General features: G+C 69.9%; 21 protein-coding genes. 1 reads left to right on the top strand and 20 read right to left on the bottom strand.

Features of this window, described 5'->3' with window-relative positions:
* Positions 1 to 21: 21 nt before the first annotated feature.
* Entirely contained in the window at positions 22 to 1,332 is a 1,311-nt protein-coding gene (hisD, locus tag R3I40_RS01890) for a histidinol dehydrogenase (RefSeq protein WP_239375556.1), read from the bottom strand.
* Positions 1,333 to 1,411: 79 nt separating this feature from the next.
* Between hisD and R3I40_RS01885 the strand changes: the two genes are divergently transcribed.
* The gene (locus R3I40_RS01885; protein ID WP_239375557.1) at positions 1,412 to 2,341 is read left to right on the top strand and encodes a hypothetical protein; all 930 of its coding nucleotides are present in this window, start codon (positions 1,412 to 1,414) and stop codon (positions 2,339 to 2,341) included.
* A 41-nt stretch (positions 2,342 to 2,382) separates the two neighbouring features.
* On the opposite strand, the gene dnaE is transcribed toward R3I40_RS01885, so the two are convergent.
* From dnaE to rsmH, 19 genes are all read right to left on the bottom strand, one after another.
* Complete coding sequence (gene dnaE, locus R3I40_RS01880; protein WP_285262245.1) at positions 2,383 to 5,934, bottom strand: DNA polymerase III subunit alpha; 3,552 nt, start codon at positions 5,932 to 5,934, stop codon at positions 2,383 to 2,385.
* A gap of 14 nt (positions 5,935 to 5,948) precedes the next feature.
* Positions 5,949 to 6,875: an RluA family pseudouridine synthase gene (locus R3I40_RS01875; RefSeq protein ID WP_239375559.1), complete on the bottom strand. Its 927-nt coding sequence runs from the start codon at positions 6,873 to 6,875 to the stop codon at positions 5,949 to 5,951.
* Entirely contained in the window at positions 6,872 to 7,507 is a 636-nt protein-coding gene (gene lspA / locus R3I40_RS01870; protein WP_285262244.1) for a signal peptidase II, read from the bottom strand. The genes R3I40_RS01875 and lspA overlap by 4 nt, the downstream gene beginning before the upstream one ends.
* Complete coding sequence (locus R3I40_RS01865; RefSeq protein WP_183373522.1) at positions 7,504 to 8,154, bottom strand: DivIVA domain-containing protein; 651 nt, start codon at positions 8,152 to 8,154, stop codon at positions 7,504 to 7,506. The genes lspA and R3I40_RS01865 overlap by 4 nt, the downstream gene beginning before the upstream one ends.
* Positions 8,155 to 8,233: 79 nt before the next feature.
* Positions 8,234 to 8,533 carry a YggT family protein gene (locus tag R3I40_RS01860; protein ID WP_183373521.1) on the bottom strand — a complete coding sequence of 100 codons (300 nt, stop codon included), beginning with the start codon at positions 8,531 to 8,533 and terminating at the stop codon, positions 8,234 to 8,236.
* A gap of 5 nt (positions 8,534 to 8,538) precedes the next feature.
* Positions 8,539 to 9,042 carry a cell division protein SepF gene (locus R3I40_RS01855; protein ID WP_183373520.1) on the bottom strand — a complete coding sequence of 168 codons (504 nt, stop codon included), beginning with the start codon at positions 9,040 to 9,042 and terminating at the stop codon, positions 8,539 to 8,541.
* 97 nt (positions 9,043 to 9,139) lie between these two features.
* Complete coding sequence (gene pgeF / locus R3I40_RS01850) at positions 9,140 to 9,913, bottom strand: peptidoglycan editing factor PgeF (protein WP_183373519.1); 774 nt, start codon at positions 9,911 to 9,913, stop codon at positions 9,140 to 9,142.
* 13 nt (positions 9,914 to 9,926) lie between these two features.
* Positions 9,927 to 11,414, bottom strand: a complete 1,488-nt coding sequence (gene ftsZ / locus R3I40_RS01845) for a cell division protein FtsZ (protein WP_285262243.1) — start codon at positions 11,412 to 11,414, stop codon at positions 9,927 to 9,929.
* Positions 11,415 to 11,597: 183 nt separating this feature from the next.
* Positions 11,598 to 12,569: a cell division protein FtsQ/DivIB gene (locus R3I40_RS01840; protein ID WP_239375564.1), complete on the bottom strand. Its 972-nt coding sequence runs from the start codon at positions 12,567 to 12,569 to the stop codon at positions 11,598 to 11,600.
* Positions 12,569 to 14,101, bottom strand: coding sequence for a UDP-N-acetylmuramate--L-alanine ligase (gene murC, locus R3I40_RS01835; protein WP_239375566.1), 1,533 nt, complete (start codon positions 14,099 to 14,101; stop codon positions 12,569 to 12,571). The genes R3I40_RS01840 and murC overlap by 1 nt, the downstream gene beginning before the upstream one ends.
* Complete coding sequence (gene murG, locus R3I40_RS01830; RefSeq protein ID WP_183373515.1) at positions 14,098 to 15,177, bottom strand: undecaprenyldiphospho-muramoylpentapeptide beta-N-acetylglucosaminyltransferase; 1,080 nt, start codon at positions 15,175 to 15,177, stop codon at positions 14,098 to 14,100. Before murG ends, murC begins: the two co-directional genes overlap by 4 nt.
* A 1-nt stretch (position 15,178) precedes the next feature.
* Positions 15,179 to 16,471, bottom strand: a complete 1,293-nt coding sequence (gene ftsW, locus R3I40_RS01825) for a putative lipid II flippase FtsW (protein WP_239375568.1) — start codon at positions 16,469 to 16,471, stop codon at positions 15,179 to 15,181.
* Complete coding sequence (murD, locus tag R3I40_RS01820; RefSeq protein ID WP_239375570.1) at positions 16,471 to 17,955, bottom strand: UDP-N-acetylmuramoyl-L-alanine--D-glutamate ligase; 1,485 nt, start codon at positions 17,953 to 17,955, stop codon at positions 16,471 to 16,473. Before murD ends, ftsW begins: the two co-directional genes overlap by 1 nt.
* A 32-nt stretch (positions 17,956 to 17,987) precedes the next feature.
* Entirely contained in the window at positions 17,988 to 19,076 is a 1,089-nt protein-coding gene (gene mraY, locus R3I40_RS01815; protein ID WP_183373512.1) for a phospho-N-acetylmuramoyl-pentapeptide-transferase, read from the bottom strand.
* Entirely contained in the window at positions 19,073 to 20,488 is a 1,416-nt protein-coding gene (locus R3I40_RS01810) for a UDP-N-acetylmuramoyl-tripeptide--D-alanyl-D-alanine ligase (protein ID WP_183373511.1), read from the bottom strand. The genes mraY and R3I40_RS01810 overlap by 4 nt, the downstream gene beginning before the upstream one ends.
* Positions 20,481 to 22,052 (bottom strand): UDP-N-acetylmuramoyl-L-alanyl-D-glutamate--2,6-diaminopimelate ligase, encoded by a 1,572-nt coding sequence (locus tag R3I40_RS01805; RefSeq protein WP_183373510.1) that lies wholly within the window; start codon positions 22,050 to 22,052, stop codon positions 20,481 to 20,483. Before R3I40_RS01805 ends, R3I40_RS01810 begins: the two co-directional genes overlap by 8 nt.
* A 9-nt stretch (positions 22,053 to 22,061) precedes the next feature.
* The gene (locus tag R3I40_RS01800; protein ID WP_239375572.1) at positions 22,062 to 23,819 is read right to left on the bottom strand and encodes a peptidoglycan D,D-transpeptidase FtsI family protein; all 1,758 of its coding nucleotides are present in this window, start codon (positions 23,817 to 23,819) and stop codon (positions 22,062 to 22,064) included.
* A gap of 116 nt (positions 23,820 to 23,935) precedes the next feature.
* Positions 23,936 to 24,448, bottom strand: a complete 513-nt coding sequence (locus R3I40_RS01795; protein ID WP_183373508.1) for a cell division protein FtsL — start codon at positions 24,446 to 24,448, stop codon at positions 23,936 to 23,938.
* Positions 24,448 to 25,509: a 16S rRNA (cytosine(1402)-N(4))-methyltransferase RsmH gene (gene rsmH, locus R3I40_RS01790; RefSeq protein WP_317700064.1), complete on the bottom strand. Its 1,062-nt coding sequence runs from the start codon at positions 25,507 to 25,509 to the stop codon at positions 24,448 to 24,450. Before rsmH ends, R3I40_RS01795 begins: the two co-directional genes overlap by 1 nt.
* Between the last annotated feature and the right edge of the window lie 105 nt (positions 25,510 to 25,614).

Below are 25,614 nucleotides of genomic sequence, written 5' to 3'. Positions count from 1 at the left end.
AGCGCCGCTGCGAGGTGCTGCTCAGTCCTCGAAGCGGATCGCGATGGCGCGGCCGTGCGCCGGCAGATCCTCCGCCTGAGCGAGCGTCTCCGCGGCCTCGCGCGACGCGGCCAGCGCCTCCCGGGTGTAGGTGATCTCGTGGATGGCGCGCAGGAACGTGTGCACCCCCAGCCCGCTGGAGAAGCGGGAGGAGCCGCCCGTGGGCAGCACATGGTTCGAGCCCGCCGCGTAATCGCCGAGGGACACCGGTGAGTATTCGCCGACGAACACAGCGCCCGCGTTCGTGATGCGGGACGCCGCCTCCCGCGCCCGCTCCGTGTGGATCTCCAAGTGCTCCGCGCCGTAGGCGTTCGCCACTGCGACTGCAGCATCGATGTCATCGACGAGCACCGCGGCGGACTGCGGGCCGCGGAGCGCCTCGGTGATCCGCTCCGCGTGCCGCGCCTGCGGGACCTGGCGGTCCAGTTCGGCGCGGACGGAGTCGATCAGGTCAGGGCTGTCGGTGATGAGGACGCTCGCGGCCATCGGGTCGTGCTCCGCCTGCGAGATCAGATCCGCCGCCACGGAGCGGGCCTTCGCGGACGCATCAGCGACGATGCCGATCTCCGTGGGGCCGGCCTCGGCGTCGATGCCGACATAGCCGCGCACGGCGCGCTTCGCCGCCGCCACGAACACGTTGCCCGGACCGGTGACGAGGTCCACGGGTTCCAGGCCGACGCCGTCGCCGAACGCGAACATCGCGATCGCCTGAGCGCCGCCCGCGGCGTACACCTCGGTGATGCCGAGCAGTTCGCAGGCGGCGAGGATCGTGGGATGCGGGTACCCGTCGGCCTCCTTCTGCGGCGGAGAGGCGACCACCAGCTCGCTGACGCCGGCGACCTGCGCGGGCACGGCGTTCATCACCACGGAGCTGGGCAGGACGGCACGTCCGCCGGGGACGTACAGGCCGACGCGCTCCACCGGCACCCAGCGCTGCGCCACCCGCCCACCGGGGATGACCTCCACGAGGTCGGTGTCGCGCAGCTGCGCCTCATCGACGGCGCGGACCCGCTCGATCGCGACCTCGAGGGCGGCGCGGATCTGCGGGTCGAGGCCGTCCAGGGCGGCGCGGCGGACGGAATCGGGGACCCGCAGCTGGGGCGGGCGGACCCCGTCGAACTGTTCGCCGTACTCGAGGATCGCCTCGGCGCCGCGCTCCTGCACATCGTCAATGATGCTCTGCACCTTCTCGAGCGCGCGATGCACATCCACCTCGGGGCGTGGAAGGGTGCGCTGCAGCTGGGAGCGGGACAGATCGGTGCCCCGCAGATCGAGGGTGTGGAGAAGAGCCATGCGGACCATCGTAATCTCGCGCCCGCCCGCGCCGCTGAACCATCCGCAGTTCCCCGCCGCCCGCCGGTACCCTGTCCTCATGCAGGAACCCGCACGCTTCTGGGCCCGCGCCGCCGAGCGCGTGGACTCCCCCACCGGTCCCGTCCACCTCGCGCAGTGGGGCCACTCCCCCACCAGTGAGGACGCCGCCCGCGCCCACGCCCGCGAGCGCCTCGCGCGCCTCGCCGAGCGGGTGCGCATCCACGGCCTTCCGCGGCGCCAGGATGAGGGGCAGGGCGGTTCCCTGAGCGCCGGCGGCGCCGCGCTGCGCACCGACGAGGGCTCCTACTACGACGCACAGCCCGCCCGCGAAGAGGTCCTGCAGGAGCTGCGGGACAGCGCCGACGCGCTCCTCGCGGTCATCACCCGCAACCGGTACGGGTCCCTGATCCTCACCACCGACACGATCGCGTTCGTCGACATCGACCTGCCGCCCGCCCCGCCTGCGAAGCAGCCCCTGTTCGGTCGCGGCGCGTGGCGGCAGAAGCAGGAGGAGCACCGAGCGGAGAGGAAGCGGCGCGTCGACCTCATCGCCTCGTGGGCGCTGCGCCACCCGGTCTGCAGCGTCATCACCTATGAGACAGCGGCCGGGCTGCGCGTCGCGATCTCCGGTCTGGACGCCGCCGCCGACTCCGCCCAGATGCAGCAGGTGATGCAGGACCTGGAAGCGGACCCGCTGTACGCGCGCCTGTGCGCACGTCACGCAACTTACCGGGCGCGCCTCACCGCGAAGCCGTGGCGGTGCGGGGTCACCGCACTCAGCGACACCGCCGACTACCCCACCACCAGCGCGGCCGAGCAGTCCGCGCGGGAGGAGTGGATCAGCGGCTACGACGCCGCCCGCGCCGGCACCTGCGCCGTGCAGCGCCTCGACGCCTCGGGCCCGGCCGTCAGCGGCGCCGCGGCCGTGGTGCTGGATCTGCACGACCGCCTGTCAGGGGCGGCCGACGGGGCGAGCCGCCTGGCCTGAGCCGCGCCGGCACCCGTCGGGCTGCCGGCAGCCGCCGGTCCTCAGCCGAGGCAGGACGCGCCCAGCAGAGTCTTCAGCGACGCGTACAGCGCGGGTGACGCCTGCACGCTCAGCCGCCGATCCAGGCGCATGAGCGTGGAGCGGCCCGGCTCCATCAGCTTCAGCCGCACCTCGCTGGAGCCCGGATTGTCCTCCAGGATCTCCCGCAGCTGCTCCGCCGTCCGCTCGTTCATGCGGGCATCCGGGATCGAGATCACCAGCGGACCATCCGCCGAGGCCGACGACGTGTCCAGCAGCGTCATCTCCATGACGCGCATCTCCGCACTGCCCTTGGAGTTGTCCACGCGGCCCTTCATGGACACCACGATGTCCTCCGCGAGCTCCGTGGCGACCTGCTGGTACGTGTTCGGGAACAGCAGGCAGTCGATGGAGCCCTCCAGGTCCTCCATCGTGACGATCGCCCACGTGTCGCCCTTCTTCGTGGTCTTGCGCTGAATACCGGTGACCAGGCCCGACAGGTTCACGATCCCGAGCGCCTCGGTGTTCTCCACCTCCGCCAGCTGCGAGATCGTGTGCGAGGAGTTCTGCGCCAGCACGTGCTCCAGGCCGTGCAGCGGATGGTCCGACACGTACAGGCCCAGCATCACGCGCTCGAAGCCGAGCTTCTGCTTCCGGTCCCACTCCGGCAGGTCCGGCACCTGCATCGTGGCGGCGGAGCCGAACGCCTCCCCCTCACCGAACATGCCTTCGCCGAACAGGTCGTACTGTCCCTGCTGCTCCTTGCGCTTCACATCGACCACACCATCGACCGCGTCCTCGTGGATGAGGGCGAGGGAGCGGCGGTTATGGCCCATCGAATCGAACGCGCCGCCCTTGATGAGCGACTCGATGGTGCGCTTGTTGCACACCACCAGCGGCACCTTGTCGAGGAAGTCGCTGAAGGAGGTGAACGCGCCCTTCTCCTCCCTCGCCTGGATGATCGCCTCCACCACGTTCGCGCCCACATTGCGGACCGCGGACAGTCCGAAGCGGATGTCCTCCCCGACAGCGCGGAAGAACATACCGGACTCGTTCACATCCGGCGGCAGCACCGTGATGCCGCGGTGGCGGCAGTCGCCCAGGTAGAGGCCAAGGCGGTCGCGGTTCTCCTGCGTGGAGGTCAGCAGCGCCGCCATGTACTCCGTGGGGAAGTTCGCCTTCAGGTACGCCGTCCAGTACGACACCACACCATAGGCCGCGGAGTGCGACTTGTTGAACGCGTAGTCCGCGAACGGGAGCAGAACATCCCACAGCGCCTGGAACGCCTGCTCGGAATAGCCGTGGTCGAGCATGCCCTGGCGGAAGCCCACCATCTGCTTGTCCAGCTCTTCCTTCTTCTTCTTGCCCATCGCGCGGCGGAGGATGTCCGCCTGTCCCAGGGAGTAGCCCGCGACCTTCTGCGCGGTCTGCATCACCTGCTCCTGGTACACGATGACGCCGTAGGTCTCGCCGAGGATCTCCTGCAGCGGCTCCGCCAGCTCCGGGTGGATCGGGGTGATCTCCTGCATCCCGTTCTTGCGCAGGGCATAGTTCGTGTGGCTGTTCATGCCCATCGGGCCCGGGCGGTACAGCGCCGACACAGCCGAGATATCGCCGAACTTGTCCGGCTTCATCTGCCGCAGCAGGGACCGCATGCCCGCGCCATCCAGCTGGAACACGCCGAGGGTGTCACCGCGCTGCAGCAGCCGGTACGTCTCCGGGTCCTCGAACCCGAGGGTCTCGAAATCGGGGCCCTGCTTGCCGTTCGCTTCGATGTTCTCCAGCGCATCGGAGATCACCGTCAGGTTCCTCAGCCCCAGGAAGTCCATCTTCAGCAGGCCGAGGGTCTCGCACGTCGGGTAGTCGAACTGGGTGATGATCTGGCCGTCCGCGGGGCGCCGCATCATCGGGATGATGTCGGTGAGCGTGTGGCTGGACATGATGACCGCGCAGGCGTGCACGCCCCAGCCGCGGGTCAGGCCCTCCAGTCCGCCGGCGAGCTCCGTGACCCGCTTCGTGTCCGGGTCCTCCGCGTGCAGGCGGCGGTACTCCTCCGCCTCCCCGTAGCGCTTGTCGGCCGGGTCGAAGATGCCCTTGATGGAGATGTCCTTGCCCATCACGGTGGGCGGCAGCGCCTTCGTGAGCCGGTCCCCCACCGCGTACGGCAGGCCGAGCACGCGGGCGCCGTCCTTCAGTGAGTTCTTCGTCTTCATCACGCCGTAGGTGATCACCTGCGCCACGCGGTCATCGCCGTACTTCTTCGTGACGTAGTCGAGCACTTCGCCGCGGCGGCGGTCATCGAAGTCCACGTCGAAGTCGGGCATGGAGACGCGCTCCGGGTTGAGGAACCGCTCGAACAGCAGGCCGTGCGGGATCGGGTCCAGGTCCGTGATGCGCATGGCGTAGGCGACCATCGAGCCGGCACCGGAGCCACGGCCGGGGCCCACGCGGATGCCCTGCTCCTTCGCCCATCTGATGAAGTCGGACACCACCAGGAAGTAGCCGGGGAAGCCCATGTTGGTGATGACGGACGTTTCGTAGTCGGCGCGCTCCTGCACCTCGTCCGGGATGCCGGCCGGGTAGCGGTACTCCAGGCCGCGCTGCACTTCCTTGATGAACCAGGAGTGCTCGTCCTCGCCCTCCGGCACGGGGAAGCGCGGCATGAAGTTCGCGCCCTCATCGGTGGTGGTGAAGGAGACGTCGCACATCTCGGCGATGCGCATCGTGTTGTCGCACGCTTCGGGCAGGTCGCGGAAGATGTCGCGCATCTCGGCTGCGGACTTCAGGTAGTAGCCGGAGCCGTCGAACTTGAAGCGGCCGGGGGTGTCGAAGGTGGAGCCGGAGTTGATGCACAGCAGGGCGTCCTGGATCGCGGCGTCCTCCTTGTGGACGTAGTGGAGGTCGTTGGTGGCGACCAGCGGCGCCCCGATCTTCTTCGCGACGTCCAGCAGTTCGGTGCGCACACGGCGCTCGATGTCCAGGCCGTGGTCCATGAGCTCGACGAAGTAGAAGTCCTTGCCGAACATGTCCTGGAATTCGCCGGCGGCACGGACCGCCTCATCGAACTGGCCGAGCCGCAGGCGGGTCTGCACCTCACCGGAGGGGCAGCCGGAGGTGGCGATCAGACCGCTGGCGTACTTCGCGAGGATTTCGCGGTCCATGCGGGGCCACTTGCCCATCTGGCCGTCGAGGGAGGCGTAGGAGGCGAGGCGGAACAGGTTGTGCATGCCCTCGGTGGTGCGGGACAGCAGGGTCATGTGGGTGTAGGCGCCGCGGGCGGAGACGTCGTCGCCGGCGTCCTGCTGCGCCTTCGTGCCCCAGGTCTGGCGGGTGCGGTCATGCCGCGACGTACCGGGGGTGACGTACGCTTCCACACCGACGATCGGCTTCACGCCCGCAGCGACGGCGGTGCGGTAGAACTCGTAGGCACCGAACACGTACCCGTGGTCGGTGATGGCGATGGCCTTCTGGCCCTGCTCCGCGGTGGCGGCGACCAGTTTGTCGATCTTCGCTGCACCGTCCAGGAGGGAGTAGTCGGTGTGACAGTGCAGGTGAACGAAATCCTCAGAAGCCATGCCTCGAGGATAGGTCACTCTCCGCGCAGACGCGCCAGCGCAGTCTCCAGATCGTCGGGGAACTCGGTGGTGAATGTGACGGGCTTGGCGGCGGTCGGATGGTCGAACGTGAGCCCCGACGCGTGCAGCCACTGCCGCACCAGTCCCAGCTCCTTCGCCATTGTCGGGTCCGCACCATAGAGGGGGTCGCCGACGAGCGGGTGCCCGTACTCGGAGAAGTGCACGCGGATCTGGTGGGTGCGCCCGGTCTCCAGCTGGATCCGCATCAGGGCGGCGCCGGGGAACATCTCCTCGACGTCGTAGTGGGTGATCGACGGCTTCCCGCTGTCCATCACGGCGAACTTGTAGTCGTGGCGGGTCGAGCGCCCGATGGGGGCGTCGATCGTGCCGCGCATCGGGTCCGGGTGGCCCTGGCACACGGCGTGGTAGGTCTTGCCCACCTGGCGGTTGCGGAACGCGTTCTTCAGCACCGAGTAGGCGATCTCGCTCTTGGCGACCACCATCAAACCGGAGGTGCCGACGTCGAGCCGCGAGACGATGCCGCGCCGCTCCTGCGCGCCCGAGGTCGCGATCCGCACTCCCGCGCCGAGCAGGCCGCCCAGCACCGTGGGGCCGGACCAGCCGATCGACGGGTGAGCGGCGACGCCGACGGGCTTGTCCACCACCACGATGTCCGCGTCCTCGAACACGATGGTCATGCCGTGGACGTCCTCCGGCTCGACCTCGATCTCGGTGCGCTGGCCCGGGATCTCCACGTCGAGGCGGGCACCGGACAGGAGGCGTTCGGAGCGGACAGGCACCTGGCCGTCCACGAGGACCTTGCCGTCGGTGACGAGGGATGCGGCGCGGGTGCGGGACACCCCGAGCAGGCGGGAGAGGCCGACGTCCACCCGTTCGCCCTGCAGCCCGTCAGGGACGATGACCATGCGGTGCTCGCTCATCGCACCTCCTCACCGTCAGCGGTGCAGCCGGACGGGGCGCTGTCCTCACCGGTCGCTGCGCCGCTGCTGCCGTCAGCGTCCTTCTCCAGCACGCTGCCGTCGGAGGTGACGCCGAACAGGGTCAGCAGCACGATGAGGACCGCCGCGGTCACCACAGCGGTGTCCGCGATGTTGAAGATCGGCCAATGCGGCAGTTCGAGGAAGTCCACCACCTCGCCGTACAGCGGCTTCGGGGCCCGCAGCAGGCGGTCATGGATGTTGCCGAGCGCCCCACCGGCCAGCAGACCGAGCGCGATCGCCCAGCGCCAGTCAGCGAGCTTCACCAGCACCCAACCGAGGACCGCCACGCAGATCAGGATCTGCACGACCGTGATGATGGGGGTGACGGAGGAGCCGAGGGAGAACGCGGCGCCGCTGTTGTAGATCAGGCGCAGCTGCAGCAGGTCACCCACCAGCGGCCGGGTCTCCCCCAGCGCCAGGGTGCGCTCCGCCCACGCCTTCGAGGCGAGGTCCGCGATGAGCGCGGCTGCGCCGATGGTCAGGGCGAGCAGAACCGACGGCCAACGACGCGAAGCGCCGGGTGCCCGCAGGGGCTGCCCGGCGCTTCCGCGCTGCTCAGAGGGGGAGGTCACAGGCCTCGGCTGGCCGACGACTCCTGGGTCTCGCTGGTGTCGAGATCCTGGAGCTGGTTCTCGAGGTAGCGGCGCAGGCGGCTGCGGTAGTCGCGCTCGAAGGTGCGCAGACCCTCGATCTCCTGCTCCAGCTCGGCCTTCTGGGTCTCGAGGCTCTCCAGCGTGGTGCGGGAGGTTTCGTTCGCCTCATCGATGATGCGCTTGTGCTCGGACTCGGCCTCGGAGATGAGGCGGTCGCGCTCGGACTCGCCGTTGGCGACGTGCTCGTCGTGCAGGCGCTGCGCGAGGGCGATGAGACCGGCGGCGTCGGAAGTGCCGGAGGCGGCCGGGCCGGCCATCGCGGCGGCGGTGTCCTCGGTGGGCTCCTCAGCCACGGGAGCGGCGACGGTGTCCTGCTCCTCCTCGACGACGGTCTCGGAGGCGGTGTCCACGGCCGGCGCGGCGGAGGCGCGGGACTCGAGCTCGGAGACCCGGTTGTGCGCCTCATCCAGCTGGGACTTCAGGCGCTCGTTCTCCTCGATGAGCTCCTTCAGACGCGGAATGACGTCATGGTCGAGGTAGTTGTCCACCTCGTCCATGTCGTAGCCCTCGGTGAAGCGAACCGGGGTGAAGCGCTTCTCCTCAAGATCCTCTGGCATCAGAGCCATGGGGTCACCTTCTCATTCGACTAGTAGATCGGTTTGGGAACAGAGTATCTGGTCAATCCTGAATCCGTCGGCCCATGAATCAGGCGGCGGAGGTGATCAGGCCGGTCAGCGCGCCTTCGGCGAGCATGCACGCGATGAACAGCACCAGCACGCTCAGGTCCAGCGACACCTGCCCCAGCCGCAGCGGTGGAATCACCTTGCGCAGCGCCTTCACCGGCGGGTCGGTCACCGTGTACACCACTTCGAACAGGACCAGGACGATGCCGTGCGGCCGGAATCCGCGGGAATACGACTGAATGATCTCCAGCACGATGCGGACGATCAGCAGCGTGCGAAAGACGAAGACCGCCAGGAACAGCAGCCCGAGGAGTGTGGTCACGTCCCTCAGCTCTGGTTGTAGAACGTGTTCTCTTCGCCCTTGGCGTCACCATCGACCTGGATGAACTCGGGCGAGAGCAGGAACACCTTGTTGGTGACGCGCTCGATGGAGCCGCGCAGACCGAACACGAGACCGGCGGAGAAGTCGACCATGCGCTTGGCATCGGCCTCGTCCATGTCGGACAGGTTCAGGATCACCGGGACGCCGTCGCGGAAGGACTCGCCGATGCTCTTGGCGTCGTTGTACGAGCGCGGGTGGATCGTGGTGATGCGCTGCATGGCGTCCGGCGCGGCGGAGGGCGCCACGGAGACGATGTTCTGCTGGCGCTGACGGATCGGGGTCACGTGAGCCTCCCGCTCGAGGGGTTCCTTGTCGTTCTCAACCGCGCGGGCCGCCACCGGTGCCGGTCGCTGCTGGTCCGCGGAGTCCAGGTCATCGTAGTAGTACTGGTCGTCGTCGGTCTGGTCGGCCAACCCCAGGTACACCATGGCCTTGCGCATTGCGCTCATTCTTTACTCTCCCTCATCGCGAAGTGACGACCCGTGGGGAAGCACGGGAGTGCAGTGGGTCCACCATGAAAATTACATGAGTGACATGAGCGCCGCCTCATCGCTGTGCGGCGTGTCGCGCAGAATCGGGATTCTCCGCTGAACCGTCCCGCCACACCGCGGTCGCGAACCGTCCCGACGCACTCGAACGGCGGTGCGAGAAGAAGTCCTCGTCCTCCAGGGTGCACACCGTCGGCAGCTCCATGTGCTCGTCCCTGATCCCCGCCTGCTCCAGCGCCCAGCGCGCCCCGGACTGCAGATCCACAGCGGGCGTCCCCCACCGCGTCTCGCCGCTCGCAGCGGGGTTCGAGCGCACCGCCTCCTCGAGCATGTCCGCGGGCACTTCGTAGCAGCGGCCGCAGATCGATGGGCCAACGGATGCGCGGATCCGCTCGGGCCGGGCTCCCAGGTCGGTCATGGCGGCCACCGTGTTCTGGATGACCCCGTCGAGCAGGCCCCGGCGGCCCGCATGCGCTGCGCCGACGACACCGGCATCGGGGTCGGCGAACGCGATCGGCATGCAGTCCGCGACCATCATCGCCAGCGCGACGTCATCGCGGGCGGTGACCAGGGCGTCGCACTCGGGCGGGTCCGCGGCGAAGGCGTCGAGGTCGGTGGTGCGGTCGATGCGGACCACGCGCGGAGAATGGATCTGGCTGACGAACAGCACCCGTCGGCCGATCCTCTCCTCCAGGCGGGCACGGGCGGCGCGGGCGCCCCCCGGGTCTGCCCCGGCGTGGAGCGCGAGGTTGCCGGCGTGCACGGTCGTGACGAGGGCGCGGAGTCCGGGAATGGCCGGTCTCCGCGCCCACGGCTGATCAGGTGTCGTCACTGGTGGACGATCCTCACTTCAGGAAGTCGGGGATGTCCAGGTCGTCGTCGCTGCGGCGCGGCTGCTCGTCGATGGTGGGGACGGACGGCTGGCGCTTCTGCTGCTCCTGCGCACGCGAGGGGCCCGACGAGTAGGGGCTGCTGTGCTGCTGGTCCTGGTCGGTCTCATCGTCGCGGTCCACGGAGTCCGACTCCATGCGGTTCTGCGGGGACGCGGAGGGCACGTACGCCGCGGGACCCGACGGAGCCGACTGAGCGAACTGGTTCTGCTGACCCTGCTGCTCGTACTGCGACGCACTGCTCTGCTGGTCCTGCTGACGGTCCTGTGCGTAGTCGCCCTGCGCGGACGGCTGGCTGAACTGCTCGGAGGAGCCGTACTGGGTGGAGGGCTGGGTGTAGCCCCCGGACTGCTGGGAGTAGCGCGAGGGCTGCGCCGGCTGAGCGGCGGGGCGGGACTGGCCGTAGCCGCCCGCGGCCGAGGAGCCGTAGCCGCCGGAGGACGGCACACGGCCCGCCTGCTGCTGGGCGCGGGCCTCGTCGGCCTGCTTCTTCGCGCCCTTCGGTTCGAAGCCGGCGGCGATGACGGTCACACGGACCTCGTCGCCGAGGGCGTCGTCGATCACGGAGCCGAAGATGATGTTCGCATCCGGGTGCGCGGCCTCCTGGATGAGGCGCGCGGCCTCGGACACCTCGACGAGGCCGAGGTCGGTCCCGCCCTGGATGGAGAGCAGCACGCCGTAGGCGCCGTCGATCGAGGCCTCCAGCAGGGGGCTGGAGACGGCGAGCTCAGCGGCCTGCAGAGCACGGTCGTCGCCCCGGGCGGAGCCGATGCCCATGAGGGCGGTGCCGGCGTCCTGCATGACGGACTTGACGTCCGCGAAGTCGAGGTTGATCAGGCCCGGGGTGGTGATCAGGTCGGTGATGCCGGAGACGCCCTGCAGCAGCACCTGGTCGGCGTGCTTGAACGCGTCCAGCATGGAGATCTTGGCATCCGCGATCTGCAGCAGCTTGTCGTTCGGGATGGTGATGAGGGTGTCGACCTCAGCCTGCAGCGTCTCGATGCCGGACTCGGCCTGGGTAGAGCGGCGGCGGCCCTCAAAGGTGAACGGACGGGTGACCACACCGATGGTCAGCGCGCCGATCTCGCGGGCGATGGATGCCACGACCGGGGCGCCGCCGGTGCCGGTGCCGCCGCCCTCGCCGGCGGTCACGAAGACCATGTCCGCGCCCTTGAGCGCTTCCTGGATCTCCTCCTTGTGGTCCTCCGCAGCGCGGCGACCCACTTCGGGGTCGGCGCCGGCGCCGAGGCCGCGGGTGAGCTCCTTGCCGACGTCGAGCTTGACGTCGGCGTCCGACATCAGCAGGGCCTGGGCGTCGGTGTTGATCGCAATGAACTCCACGCCCTTCAGGCCGGATTCGATCATGCGGTTCACGGCGTTGACACCGCCGCCGCCGATGCCGACGACTTTGATGACTGCGAGGTAGTTCTGGGATCCGTCCACGGGGTTGGTCCTGCTTTCGTCCGAGGTTCTCAACCCTCAACCTCCAGTTGAGGTCGAGGAATCAGCTGCGTTCTTCGTACTGTCGACGCTAAGTTGCCGCCGAGGTGAGTGCAACAACTCTCGCATGCGTGTCTGACAGCAGTTCTCTGCCGGCCCGCCCTCCACAGGGCGCGCCGGCCGGTGTCAGCGGGTGGTCGGTGAGTGCGGGGCGGAGACGTCGATCGTGGATCCGGGCTGCTTCAGCAGGGCCTGCACCACCTTCGACTTCAGTTCGCCGTCCTCCGCGGTGCCCCAGATGATGGTCTTGGGGCCGCTGTCCGTGGTGATCTTCACCGTCACGTTCGACGGCGTGCTCGCCTCGATCCCCGTCACCTGCTTGAGCAGCGCCGGGTCGATGGTGGTGAGGGTGGCCATCAGCGCCTCCTGCGTGCGCTCCGGATCGATCGCCTCGCCCTTCACCGTCAGGGTGCGCAGAGACTTCCCCTGCGCGGACGCCTTGGGCAGGACGACGCCGTCGAGGTCGACCACGTGGGTGGCGGAGCCGTTCTTCACCACAGCGGCTGGTTCGCGCTCCGTCACGGTGACGCGCAGCCGGTTCGGCCAGGCGCGGTCCACTTCGGCGTCCTTCACGCCGGGGATCGTCGCGATCTCGTCGGCCGCGCCGGAGGTGTCGGCCAGCAGGATCGATCGGCCCATCTGCGGGCCTGTGACCTGTGTGATGGACTCCTCGGAGACGTACCCGGTGCCGGTGACCGTGGTCTCCTCGAGCTTGAACTGCGGCATGAACAGCAGCGCGGCCAGTGCCGCCACGAGCAGCACACCGGCGATGAGCAGGGTGATGACGATCGGGCGGCGGCTGCGCTGCCAGGGCCGTGGGCGCAGGCGCGACAGCAGTCCGACGCGGCCGCCGGCGTCGTCTCGATGGGTGGAGGCGAACCGGTCGCGGGCGTCGACCACGCGCGAGGAGCCGGAGCGGCGGGCGAGGGTGGTGGGCTCCTCCTGCCGCTCCACCTCGGAGCCGACCTGGTCGCGCTGCTGCGAGTCAGCAGGGTCCGGGGCGGCGTGCGATCCGGAGGCCGACGGGTGCTGGTCGCCGACGGGGCGCCGCGGTGTGTGGGGCGCTCCGCTGGGGCGGCGGATCCGGGGCTGCTTCATCAGCGGCCGTCGGCCTGACCGGCGCTGTCAGTGCTGTCGGAACTGTCGCGGCCGACGGCGCGCAGGGCATCGGCGACAGCCGCGGTCTCCTCGACCACGTCACCGGCGCCCATCATCAGGACGACCGCCCCGCCCGTGCCGCCGACCAGGTCGGCGACGGCTGCTGGCAGCTCGCCCTTCTCCACGACCCGCGCCGCACCACCGGGCACGAGCGCAGCGACATCCTCCGAACGGATCGACGGGTCGAAGTCCTCCCTGGCCGGGTAGATCGGCAGCAGCACCTGCTGATCCGCACCGGCGAGTGCGTCTGCGAACTCGCGGGTGAACGTCTTCGTGCGCGAGAACAGGTGGGGCTGGAACACCGCGATCACCGGCCGGTCACCGGCGAGGTCCCGGGCGGCGTCGATGGTGGCGGCGACTTCGCGGGGATGGTGGGCGTAGTCGTCGATGACGTCAATGCTGCCGATGGTGGCGGTGCGCTGGAAGCGGCGGGCGGCGCCGGTGAACTCCGCGAGTCCGGCCAGCACCTGCTCCGGTTCGAAGCCGAGCTCCGCCGCGGCCACCAGGGCACCGGTCGCGTTGAGGATGTTGTGGCGCCCCGGCACGGCGAGGCGCAGCTCCACATCGGCCCCCGTCGGCCGGCTGAGACGGACCGCCGCCCCCGCCGGGGTGGTGAGGTCCTCGAGGATCTGCCAGTCGGCGTCCTGGTGCTCCCCGTAGGTGAGGACGCGATGACCGGCCCCGCGGGCCGACACAGCGAGGCTGAGGGCGCCGGGATCGTCGGCGCAGGCGATCAGCGGTGCCCCGTCATGGAGTCGGGCGATGAACGCCGAGACGATCGCGCGGAGGTTCTCCTCCGTGCCGTGGAAGTCGAGGTGGTCCGCTTCGAAGTTCGTGATGACCGCGGCGGCGGGGCTGAACGCGACGAGGGAGCCGTCGGATTCATCCGCTTCGATGACAGCGGTGTCGGTGGATCCGAACCCGGCGTTCGCACCCAGCTGCGGGACCGCCGCGCCGATCGCCCAGGCGGGGTCCTCCCCCGCTGCCCGCAGCGCCATCACCGCCATCGAGGTGGTGGTCGTCTTGCCGTGCGTGCCCGCCACCGCGATCTGCCGACGGGTGCCGAGCAGTCCCGCGAGCGCGGCGGCGCGGTGGATCACGGGGATACCCGCTTCCCGGGCGGCGAGGACTTCAGGATTGTCCGCGCGGACGGCGGTGGAGACGACCACGAGGTCCGTGTCGGCGGTGAGGTTGTCGGCATCGAACCCGACGGTGATGGTGGCGCCCCGGTCCCGCAGCGGCTGCAGGAACTGCCCGTCCTGCGATTCCGACCCGGTGACGGTCAGGCCCGCGTCGAGGGCGAGGCGGGCGACCGCGCTCATACCGGCACCGCCGATGCGGATCACGTGGATCGAGGAGGGGGCGGCATCCGTCGGCCAGTGCGGCTGGGTGACCACGCCGCCCGGCTGCAGCATCGAATGCAGGGTGCCCGTCTCGAACGGCTCCAGGGTGTCCAGGAAGTCGGTGCTCATCGGCGGATCTCTCCTCGGATCAGGTCGGCGAGGGCCTCAGCGGCGTCGGTGATGCCGAAGCCTCGGGCGGCGCGGGCCATCTCGGTGCGGCGGGCGTCATCGGCGAGCAGCGGGATGACCGTGGAGCGGACGGCGTCGGCGGTGAAGTCGGCATCGTGGACCATGAGGGCGCCGCCCGCATCGACCACGTCCTGCCCGTTCAGCGCCTGTTCCCCGTTGCCGATCGGCAGCGGCACGTACACGGCGGGCAGGCCCACCGCGGTCAGTTCGCTGACCGTTCCGGCGCCGGAACGGGTCACGGCGAGGTCCGCGGCGGCGTACGCCAGCTCCATCCGAGTCACGTACTCCACCTGCCGGTAGTGCTCCGCTTCCACGGGGAACGACTTGCCGCGGCCGGTGATGTGGAGGATCTGCGCACCGGTCTGCGCGATCTCCTGGGCGGTGGCGCCGATCGCCGCGTTGAGGCGCTGGGCACCGAGGGACCCGCCGGTGACGAGCAGCGTGGGGCGGTCCGGGGCGAGGCCGAAGTGCTCGAGTGCCTCAGCGCGCAGCGCCGCGCGGTCCAGGTGGGCGATGCCGCGGCGCATGGGCATGCCGATGCGGACCGCCTTCGGCAGGGTGGAGCCCTCGAACGCGGTGGCGACGATGCGGGCGATGCGGGCCCCGAGCCGGTTCGCGAGACCGGGCCGCTTGTTCGCCTCGTGGATGATCAGCGGGATGCGGGCGGCGGCGCCGGCGAGGTACGCCGGCGGGCACACGTAGCCTCCGAACCCGGCGATGGCGCGGACATCGTGCTCGCGCAGCAGGCGCCGCACCGTGCGGATCTGCGCGGCGAGTCGGCCCGGGAAGCGCAGCGCATCCAGGTTGGGGCGGCGCGGGAACGGCACCTTGTCGATGGTCAGAAGCTCGAACCCGGCATCGGGCACGAGGTCCGCTTCCAGCCCGGCGGCGGTGCCGAGCGCGATCACGCGGATGTCGTCGTTGTCGCGGACCAGCGCTTCCGCGGTGGCGAGCATCGGGGAGACGTGCCCGGCGGAGCCGCCGCCGGCGACGAGGACGGTGCGAGTGGTGGTCATGTCACTTCCTGGATGAATGGCCGGATGAGATGACGGAGCCGGAGCGCTTCGACAGGCCCGCGCGGGCCCGCAGCGCGGCATCGGCGCCCGGTTCGGAGCGGGCGTAGTTGAGCAGCACCCCGAGCGCCAGCATGGATGCGACGAGCGCGGAGCCGCCGGCGGACACGAACGGCAGCGGCACACCGAGCACCGGCAGCAGGCCCGCCACCACCATCATGTTGACCAGTGCCTGGCCGAGGATCCAGCAGGAGATGCCGGCGATGGTGATCTGCGCTGCCGGTTCCCGCAGGCGGCTCGTCATGCGGAACAGGACGAGACCGAGCAGGAGGAACAGTGCGAGCACGGACAGGGTGCCGAGCAGGCCGAACTCCTCCCCGATGACGGCGAAGATGTAGTCATTGTCGGCGTGCGGGATGCGGCCCCATTTCTGGCGGGACGCTCCGAGGCCCACACCCCACCAGCCGCCTTCGGCGAGGGCGGCCAGGCCGTTCTGCGCCTGGAAGCAGGAGTCGCCTTCGCAGACGCCGTGCAGCCAGTTGTCGATGCGCGCCATACGGTTCGGCGACATGACGGCCGCTGCGATCACACCGACCACGGCGATGCCGCCGCCGATCATGAACCAGCGCTTCGGCACCCCCGCCACCCACAGGGCGCCCGCCACGAGGAACGCCATCATCATGACGGTGCCGAGGTCTCGGCCGGCGAGGACGAGCCCGAGGCACAGCAGCACCACGGGGGCCAGCGGGATCATCAGATGTTTGACGTCCCGCAGGCGCTTGCGCTTGACCGCGAGGATGGAGCCGAGCCAGAGCGCGAGCGCGAGCTTGAGGAACTCAGCGGGCTGGCCGGTGACCGGCCCGAGCCTCACCCAGTTGCGGTTGCCGTTGATGTTGATGCCCAGCGGGGTGAACACCAGCAGCTGCAGCGCCATCGCACCGATCAGCACCACCCACAGCAGCGCGGGTGAGCGCAGGGTCCGCGCCGGCAGCGCGACCGCCACGATCAGGGCGACCAGGCCGACGGCTGCGTACGCGCCCTGGCGGAGGAACCCCGAGTAGCCGGACTGGCCCTTGGAGATGGCGTCCACCGAGGAGCTGGACAGCACCATGATCAGGCCGATGAGGACGAGCAGTCCCCCGATGACGAGCAGGGCGAAGAAGTCGAGTGCGGGGGAGCGCAGCCACGCCCCCACTTCGGACTTCAGGCTGCCGCGGACGTCGCCGAGCGGCTCGTCCTTGGTGGGACGGACGATGGTGGGGACGGTGCGGGCGGAGGTGCTCTGGTCGTCGGGCATCAGGCGCCTGCCTCTGCCAGCACGGCCTGCTGGAAGAGTCGGCCGCGCTCGGCGTAGTTGCGGAACTGGTCGATGCTGGCGGCGGCGGGCGCGAGCAGCACCACGTCGTCGTCGGCGGCGTGCTCGCGCGCGGCGCGGACCGCGGCGCGCATCACGGAGTCGGCCTCCTGGTCGGGGTCGATGCGCACCACGGGGACCGACGGGGCGTGCTCGGTGAGCGCGTCGGTGAAGGCAGTGGCATCCGTGCCGATGAGGACGACGGCGCGCAGGCAGTCGGCTGCTCCTGCGACCAGGTCGCCGATGGGGGCGCCCTTGGTGTCACCGCCGGCGATCCACACGATGGACTGGGCGCTGGCGAGGGCCGCGCGGGCGGCGTCGGGGTTGGTGGCCTTCGAATCGTCCACCCAGGTGATGCCGCCGGAGCGGTGCACCACCTGGATGCGGTGCTCACCGGGACTGTAGGTGCGCAGGCCGTCACGGATGTGGGCGGGCTCCACCCCGACGGCGCGTGCCAGGCCCGCCGCGTTCAGGGCGTTGAACACGACATGAGCGGGGGCGCCGTGGGGGCCGAGGTGGGCGAGGTCGGTGAGGCTGGTGAGCTCAGCGGCCTGCCGGTGGCGCTCGGGCACGAATGCGCGGTCCACTAGGAGGTCATCGACGATGCCGAGTTCGGACGGGCCCGGGGTGCCGAGCCCGACGCCGATGGCGCGGCAGCCCTCCACCACGTCCGCTTCCTCCAGCAGTGTGCGGGTGCGGTCCTCGTGCAGGTTGTACAGGCACGCCGTGATGGTCTGGTCGTAGATGCGGCCCTTCGCGGCGGCGTACTCGTCGGCGCCGCCGTGCCAGTCGAGGTGGTCGTCGCTGATGGTGAGGATGCAGCTGGCCTCGGCGTGGAGGTTCTGCGTCCAGTGCAGCTGGAAGCTGGACAGCTCAACAGCGAGCACCTCGAACCCGATCGGGTCCAGTGCCGCTTCGATGACGGGCAGTCCCACGTTCCCCGCGGCAACGGCGCGGATACCCGCGGTGCGCAGGATGTGCTCGAGCATCGTCACCACGGTGGTCTTGCCGTTGGTGCCGGTGACGGTGAGCCAGGCGGGGCCGCCCTCGGGCTGCATGCGGCGGGCGAGCTCCACTTCGGACCAGACGGGGATGCCGCGCTGGGCCGCTTCGGCCAGCAGCGGCTGGTCGGGGCGCCACCCGGGGGAGGTGATGACGACGTCGATGTCGCCGTCGGGGAGGCGGTCGGTGGTGCCGGCGCCGAGCCGGATGTCGGCGCCGAGGACGCGGAGGATCTCTGCCCGCTCCTCGTTCTCGGGGCTGTCGTTGCCGTCCACGGCGACGACGTGCGCCCCGCGCTGCAGGGTCTGGTCGACGACGGCGTAGCCGGAGACGCCGAAGCCTGCCACGAGGATGCGGGCACCGCTGACGTCCAGTCCCGGCCAGGGCCGTTCGGCGAGCGGGGTGCGGTTCTGTGATGCGTCCACGGGCGTCGTCTCCTTGCTGAGGTGCGGGTGCGTCACTTCGGCAGCAGTGTGAGGGCGTCGAAGTAGAACAGCCCGAGACCGATGCTGGCGCACAGCAGCGCCACGATCCAGAAGCGGACCACGATCGTCACTTCGTTCCAGCCGGCCAGTTCGAAGTGATGCTGCAGCGGCGCCATGCGGAACACGCGCTTGCGGGTCAGTTTGAAGCTGGTGACCTGGATGATCACCGACAGGGAGATCGCGATGAACAGGCCGCCGATGATGGCGCCGATGAACTGGGTGCGGGAGATGATCGTCAGACCGGCGAGGGCTCCGCCGAGGGCGAGGGAGCCGGTGTCGCCCATGAAGATCTTCGCCGGGGAGGTGTTCCACCACAGGAAGCCGACGCAGGCGCCGAGGATCGCCATGGACACCAGCGCGAGGTCCAGCGGGTTGCGGGTCTCGTAGCAGGCGCCGCCCACGCCCATCTCACAGGACTGCCGCCACTGCCAGAACAGGATGAGGACATAGCTGCCGGTGAAGATGGCGGTCGCACCGGTGGCGAGGCCGTCGAGGCCGTCAGTGAGGTTGACGCCGTTGGACCAGGCGGCCACGAGGAAGTTCGACCAGAGGGCGAACAGGATGATGCCGAGGGTGGTGCCGGCGAACGCGAGGTCCAGCCAGTCGATGTCCCGGACGAACGAGATCTCGAACGAGCCGGGGGTGCGGCCGTGCGCGTCAGGGAAGCTGAGGGCGAGGACCGCGAACACGGTCGCCACGGTGAACTGACCGATCAGCTTCTTCTTCGCGGTCAGGCCGAGGGACTGCTTCTTGGCGATCTTCAGGTAGTCGTCGGCGAAGCCGAGGGCGCCCAGGCCGGTCATGAGGAACAGCACCAGCAGACCGGAGGCCGTCGGCGCCGTCCAGGTGATCAGGTGCGCGAGCGCGTACGCGAGCAGCACGGAGCCGATGATCGCCACACCGCCCATGGTGGGGGTCCCGCGCTTCGTCGAGTGCGAGGTCGGGCCGTCATCGCGGACGAACTGGCCGTACTGCTTCTTGACGAGAAGACGGATGTAGAAGGGGGTGCCGAATCCGCAGAGGATCAGGGCAGCAGCGCCGGCGATCAGGATGGAGATCATGCGGACTCCTCTCCTGTGCTCATGGTCTTCACCAGTTCTTCGCCGAGCGCGGCCAGGCCGGCTCCGTTGGATGACTTCAGCAGAACGATGTCGCCGCTCTGCAGGATCGTTTCTAGCACAGAGCGGGCCTCGTCGATCGAATCGACATAGCGTGATTCACCCCCGAAGCTGCCCTCCAGGTGCGCGCCGTTGTGGATGGCGCGGGCTCCGCTGCCGACCACGATCAGCTGGTGGACGTTCAGCCGCACGGCGAGGCGGCCGACGGAGTCGTGCATCTGCACCGACTCCTCCCCCAGCTCGAGCATTTCGCCGAGCACTGCGATGGTGCGACGGGTGCGGCCCAGGTGTGCGAGCGCCTTCAGGGCGGTGCGCATGGAGTCCGGGTTCGCGTTGTAGGCGTCGTTGATGATGGTGATGCCGTCCCGCACGTGGCTGACCTGCATGCGGCCTTCGCTGCGGGAGCGGGCGGTTTCGAGCCCGTCGGCGACCTCATCGAGGGTGAGGCCGGCGGCGAGCGCAGCGCCGGCGGCCGACAGGGCGTTGATGACGTGGTGCTCGCCGGTCAGGGAAAGGCGGATGCGGCGGGACTGACCGGCGACTCGCAGCTCGAAGCTGGGCTGCGCGTCCTCATCGAGGTCGACGTCGACGGCGGTGATGTCCGCATCGGCGGCGAACCCGGTGCGCAGCACGCGGGCGCCGGTGGCGTCGGCCATGGATGCGACACGGGGATCGTCGATGTTCAGCACGGCGGTGCCGTCTGCACCGAGCGCCTCCACCAGCTCCTGCTTGGCGATGCGGATCGCGTCCTGCCCACCGAACTCCCCCACGTGCGCGGTCCCGACGTTCAGCACCACGGAGATGTCCGGTGGAGCGATCTCGGTCAGATGGCGGATGTGGCCGATGCCGCGCGCCCCCATCTCCAGCACGAGGAAGCGGGTGGTCGCGGTGGCCTCAAGGATCGTCAGCGGCAGCCCCAGTTCGTTGTTACGGCTGCCGGCCGGAGCGATGGTCTCGCCGACACGGCTGAGCATCGCGTACAGCAGGTCCTTGGTGCTGGTCTTGCCGGAGGAGCCGGTAATGGCGATGACCGCCAGGTCGGGATTCTCGGTGCGGGCGCGCTGCAGCATCCGTCGGCCGAGCTCCGTGACGGCCTCGAGGGCGTCCTTGACCTGGACGGCGGGGACGCCGACGTCGCGGGTCACGAGGGTGAGGGCGGCCCCGTCGGCCATGGCCTTCTCGGCGAAGCGGTGACCGTCGACGCGCTCACCGGGGAACGCGACGAACAGGTCACCCGTCTGGACGGTGCGGGAATCGACGACGGCGCGGCCGGTGACGCGTTCGGACCCGTCGGCCCCGCCGACCAGCCGACCACCGGTGATCTCAGCGATGTCGGCGGCTGTCAGCTCAAGCATGAGTGGAGTCCTGATCCTTCCGAGTGAAGTGGGCGCGCACGTGGGCGCGGTCGTCGAAGTCGATGACGCGGTCGCCGAAGTCCTGGCCGGTCTCGGCGCCCTTGCCGGCGACGATGACGACGTCGCCCACCTCCGCGAGGCGGAGGGCGCGGGCGATCGCTTCGGCGCGGTCACCCTGGTCGATCACGTCGGCGCCGGACTGCTCAGCGGCGCGGTGGGCGCCTGCGGCGACCTGCTCGCGGATCGACGCGGGGTCCTCGGTGCGGGGGTTGTCGTCGGTGATGACGACGGTGTCGGAGAGGCGCGCGGCGACCTCCCCCATGAGCGGGCGCTTGGCTCGGTCGCGGTCACCGCCGGCGCCCATCACCGTGAGGATGCGGCGCACATTCGGCAGGGCCCGCAGCGAGACCAGGGTCTTCTCCAGGGCGTCCGGCGTGTGGGAGTAGTCGACGACCGCGCGGATGCCGTCATCGTGCACCAGCTCCATGCGGCCGGGGACGGTGCCGGCGGTGGCGACGTGCTCGGCGACGACGTCGAAGTCGTAGCCGCAGGAGTGCAGCGCCAGCGCCACACCGAGGGTGTTGGCGACGTAGTGGGTGCCGGGCAGGGTGGCGACGAGGTCGAAGTCGTCTCCGCCGTCCCAGGCGACCGTGAAGCGGGTGCCGAAGCCCTCGGGGGTCATGGAGGTGACGCGGAAGTCGGCCTCGCGGTCCGGGTCGGTGGTGTAGGTGACCGACGGGATCTCGGCGCGATCGGCGAGTCGGCGGCCCCAGTCGTCGTCCACGCAGATGACGCCGGACCGCGCGCGGTCACCGGCGAACAGCATCGCTTTGGCGTCGAAGTAGGCCTCCATCGTGCCGTGGAAGTCCAGGTGGTCCTGCGACAGGTTCGTGAACACGGCGCAGGCGAAGCGGACGGAGTCGGCGCGGTGGAGGATCATCGCGTGGCTGGAGACCTCCAGCGACGCGGTCTGGACACCGCTCTCGCGCATCATGGCGAGCATGCCGTGCAGGTCGGGCGCTTCGGGAGTGGTGCGAACCGTCGGCACGGTGCGGGTCCCCTCCCCCGCGGGGGTGACGAAGGTGCCGTTCGTCCCGACGACCGCAGTGCCGACGCCCATCGACTGCAGGGTGCGGTCGATCATCGTGGTGATCGAGGTCTTCCCGTTCGTGCCGGTGACGCCGACGACGCTCATGGACGCGGACGGTTCGGCATAGATCAGGTCCGCGGCGCGAGCGGCATGGGCGCGGGGATCCTCGCTGAGCAGGAGCGCGGGGATCCTGTCAGCGGCGATGCTCTCGCGGATGAGCTGCTCGCCGGCGGTGTCGGTGAGGATGGCGCCGCAGCCGAGCTCAACGGCACCGGCGGCGAATTCGGCGCCGTGGTTGTTCTCGCCCTGCACGGCGATCCAGAGGTCACCGGGGCGGACGGCGCGGGAGTCGATGGTGGCGCCGGTGAGCTGCGCGGCATCGCCGACGAGGCGGGCCCCGAGCTGCTCCGCCAGGGTGTCCGCCGGCAGCGGAGGCAGGCCGTGGGGTCGCGAGTCGATCTCAGTGCTGGTCACGGTGGTGGATCACTTCCAGGTGTTGTCGAGTTCGACGCCGTCCTTGCCCGAGGGCGTGACGCGGCGTGCATGCAGGGTGTAGCTCATGATGTCGGCGAAGGCGGGAGCGGCGACGGTGTTGCCGGAGAAGTACGCCGGAAGACCGTACACGAACACGCCGATGACGTAGCGCGGGTCGTCCATCGGCGCCATGCCGATGAAGGAGGCGGTGTAGGTGCCGTCGGGCACCTGCGCGGTGCCGGTCTTGCCGCCGACGGCGAAGCCGGGCACGTGCGCGTTGGAGTCAGGGTTGTCGGGCACGTCGTTGTCCATCAGCTGGCGCATGGTGGCGGCCGTCTCCGGGGAGACGACCCGGTCCGCCTGCTGCTTCTGGGTGGGGCGCAGAACCCCCTTGGCGTCCTTCACGCCCTTGACGATGCGGGGGCGGACATGGACTCCGTCGTTGGCGAATGTGCCGACGGCGCTGGTCACCTGCACGGCGTTGACGGCATATCCCTGGCCGAAAGAGGTGGTGAACTCGGTGCGGCCGGTCCAGTTCTCCGGCTTGTGGAGGATGCCGCCGGACTCGCCGGGAAGCGGCAGACCGGTGGGCTGACCGAGGCCGAACTTGCGCAGGTACTCATAGCGGGTCTTCGGGCTCATCCGGTTGGCGATCTCCACGGTGCCGACGTTCGAGGACTCCTTCAGAACACCCGCGGTGGTGAGGTACTGGGTGGGGTGCTGGTGGGAGTCGCGCACCTGATGCCCCTTGAACTCCTTGGAGTACGGAACGGTGTGCTTCTCCGACGGGGTCGTCACGCCCTCCTCGAGGGCGGCGGCCATGGTGAAGAGCTTGCCGGTGGAGCCGGGCTCGAACACGTTCGAGATGGACTGGTTGCCGAGCAGATCGGGCTTCGCCTTGGCGGGCTGGTTGGGGTCGAACGTCGGGTCCTCGGCGAGGGCGACGATGTCGCCCGTGGCGGTGTCGATGACGACGATGGAGCCGCCGGTGCCGTTCCACTCCTTCACCTTGGCGGTGATGATCTCCTGGGCGCGGTGCTGGATGTCCTCGTCGATGGTGAGGACCACGTCCTGGCCGTCCACGGCGTCCTTCGTGGTGTTGGAGCCCGACGGGATCACCTGCCCGCCGGCTCCGCGCTCGTAGGTGGTGTGCCCGTCCTGGCCGCGCAGGTGCTCATCCCAGGACAGTTCGGTGCCGCCGAGCGCCTGCCCGTCGGAGCTGACGAAGCCGACGACGTTGGCGCCGACCATGCCGCCGGGGTAGATGCGCTCGGTGGCGCGGTCCGCACCGATGCCGGGGATGTCCAGCGCCATGATGGCGTCGCGTTCGCTCGGCTCCACATTGCGGATGATGTACTGGAATCCGGCTTTGCCGGTCAGCTTCTTCTCCAGGTCCGCCACGGACATCCCGGTCAGCGGCGCGAGCTGTTTCGCGGCGGCCTTCACACCCGTTTCGGTGGCGGTGTCGTCGTTGGCGCGGTAGTCGCCGACCTGCCGCTGGTCCACCCAGATGTCATAGCGGAGCACGCTGGTGGCCATGACGTTGCCGTTGGTGTCCAGGATGTCGCCGCGCAGCGCGGGGATGGTCCGCTCCACGGTGCGCGCCTGCACGGCCTTCTCGGACAGTTCGGCGGAGTTCAGGCCCTGCACCCAGATGAGGCGACCGCCCAGCAGCAGCGCGAAGATCGCGATGCCGATGAGGACGAGTCGGTGGCGGCGGTGGGGTTCGGCGGGCAGGGTGCGGACAGCGGTCGCGCCGCTGCGCATCTGGGAACGCGAACGGCTCGAGCGCTGCTGTCGCTCGAGCCTCTGACGCGTATGACGGGTGCTCCGGTCAGGGGAGACGCGCCTGCGCCGCTCGGGCGATCGGCGATCTCCCGGCATCAGTCCCGTCCTTCGTTGCCCATGCCGTAATCATAGAGCGGCTGCGAGGCGCCGCGTTCGGGGACTGCGCGCGGCAGGTCCGCCGGCGGGATCAGCTGCTTGTCGGCTGCGCCGGGAGCGGCGGGCTGCGCAGGCTTCGGGTCGCCGACGACGCGGCCGTTGGCGAGGTCCACGAACGCGACGTCCTGCACGGGCACCATGCCGAGGTCGCGGGCGCGCTTCTCCAGCTCCTGCGGCTTGGACCTCATCTCGTTCTCCTCGCGCAGGGCCTGCGCCTGCTGGGAGAGGGCGATGTCCTGCTCCTGCAGGCGGGTGATCTCGTAGCTGGTCTGGGTCATCGACACGTTCAGCACCAGCATGGCGGCGAGGGTCGCCACCAGGATCAGGGTGATGAGCGCGGCGAACGGCACGATGCTCCGCTCCTGGCGAGGCCGCGCGATGAGCGCCAGACGCGGCCGAGCGGCGGTGCGGCGCGGACGGACGGCGTACGTGTGCGCGGCGAGCTGGGCCATCAGCGGGACTCCTGGGACGTTGCGGTTCGGGCGGTGCGCTCCACTGCGCGCAGCCGGACGCTGGCGCTGCGGGTGTTGGTCTCCTGCTCCTGAGCGGAGGCCTGTTTGGCACCGCGGTGGACAAGGCGGTAGTCGGGGGCGAGCTCGGGCAGCTCCACGGGCAGGTCGAGCGGCGCCGAGGACGTGGTGACGGCGGTGAACGCGCGCTTGACCATCCGGTCCTCCAGGGAGTGGTAGGACTCCACGGCGAGGCGGCCTCCGTCGGCCAGGGCGCCCAGGGCGGCCTCAAGGGCGTCCTGGAGGATGTCGAGTTCGTCGTTGACGGCGATCCGCAGGGCCTGGAAGGTGCGCTTGGCGGGGTGGCCGCCGGTGCGCTTCGACTTCGCGGGAATGGAGCGGTCGATGACCTCGACGAGGTCGCCGGAGCGGGTGAACGGCTGCTCGGCGCGGCGCTGCACGATCGAGCGGGCGATGCGGCGGGCGAAGCGCTCCTCACCGTACTGCGACAGGATGCGGGCGAGCTCCTGCTCCTCGAGGGTGTTGACGAGGTCGGCGGCAGTGGCGCCGCCGCCGGAGGCGTTCATCCGCATGTCCAGCGGGGCGTCCACGCTGTAGGCGAAACCGCGGTCACGGGTGTCGATCTGGAAGGACGACAGGCCGAGGTCCATGAGGATCGCGTCCGCGGCGGCGACTTTGGCGGCGTCGAGGACCTCGGGGATCTCGTCGTACGTCGCGTGGTGGAGGCTGAAGCGGCCGTCGAAGCCGGCGTCGGTGAGGCGGCCCCGGGCGAGTTCGAGGGCTGCGCTGTCGCGGTCGATGCCGACGAGGCGCGCCTCCGGGTTGGCGGCGAGGACGGCGCAGGCGTGGCCGGCCATGCCGAGGGTGCAGTCGAGGTAGACGGAGCCGGGGGCCTGCAGGGCGGGGGCGAAGATGTCGAGCAGTTCGCGCTCCATCACGGGGGCGTGCATCTCGGCGGCGGTGCGTTCGCTGTGCGCGCCTGCGGCTGCTGCGCTGTCCTCGCGTGCGGCCGGGCCGGCTGAACCGGAGGTCTGATCGTCCATCTGCTCTCACCCCTTCCTTGCTGACGTGGCAGCCCCTGGGCGGGCGGGGGCCCTGAGATCTGTGCGTGCGTCATACCGTCAGACATCCCTCCGCTCACTACCCGG

This window comes from Helcobacillus massiliensis (genome assembly GCF_033106145.1).
Classification (GTDB): domain Bacteria; phylum Actinomycetota; class Actinomycetes; order Actinomycetales; family Dermabacteraceae; genus Helcobacillus; species Helcobacillus massiliensis.
The sequence above is the reverse complement of the archived record's forward strand: the minus strand, read 5'-3'. Positions and strand labels throughout refer to the sequence as shown.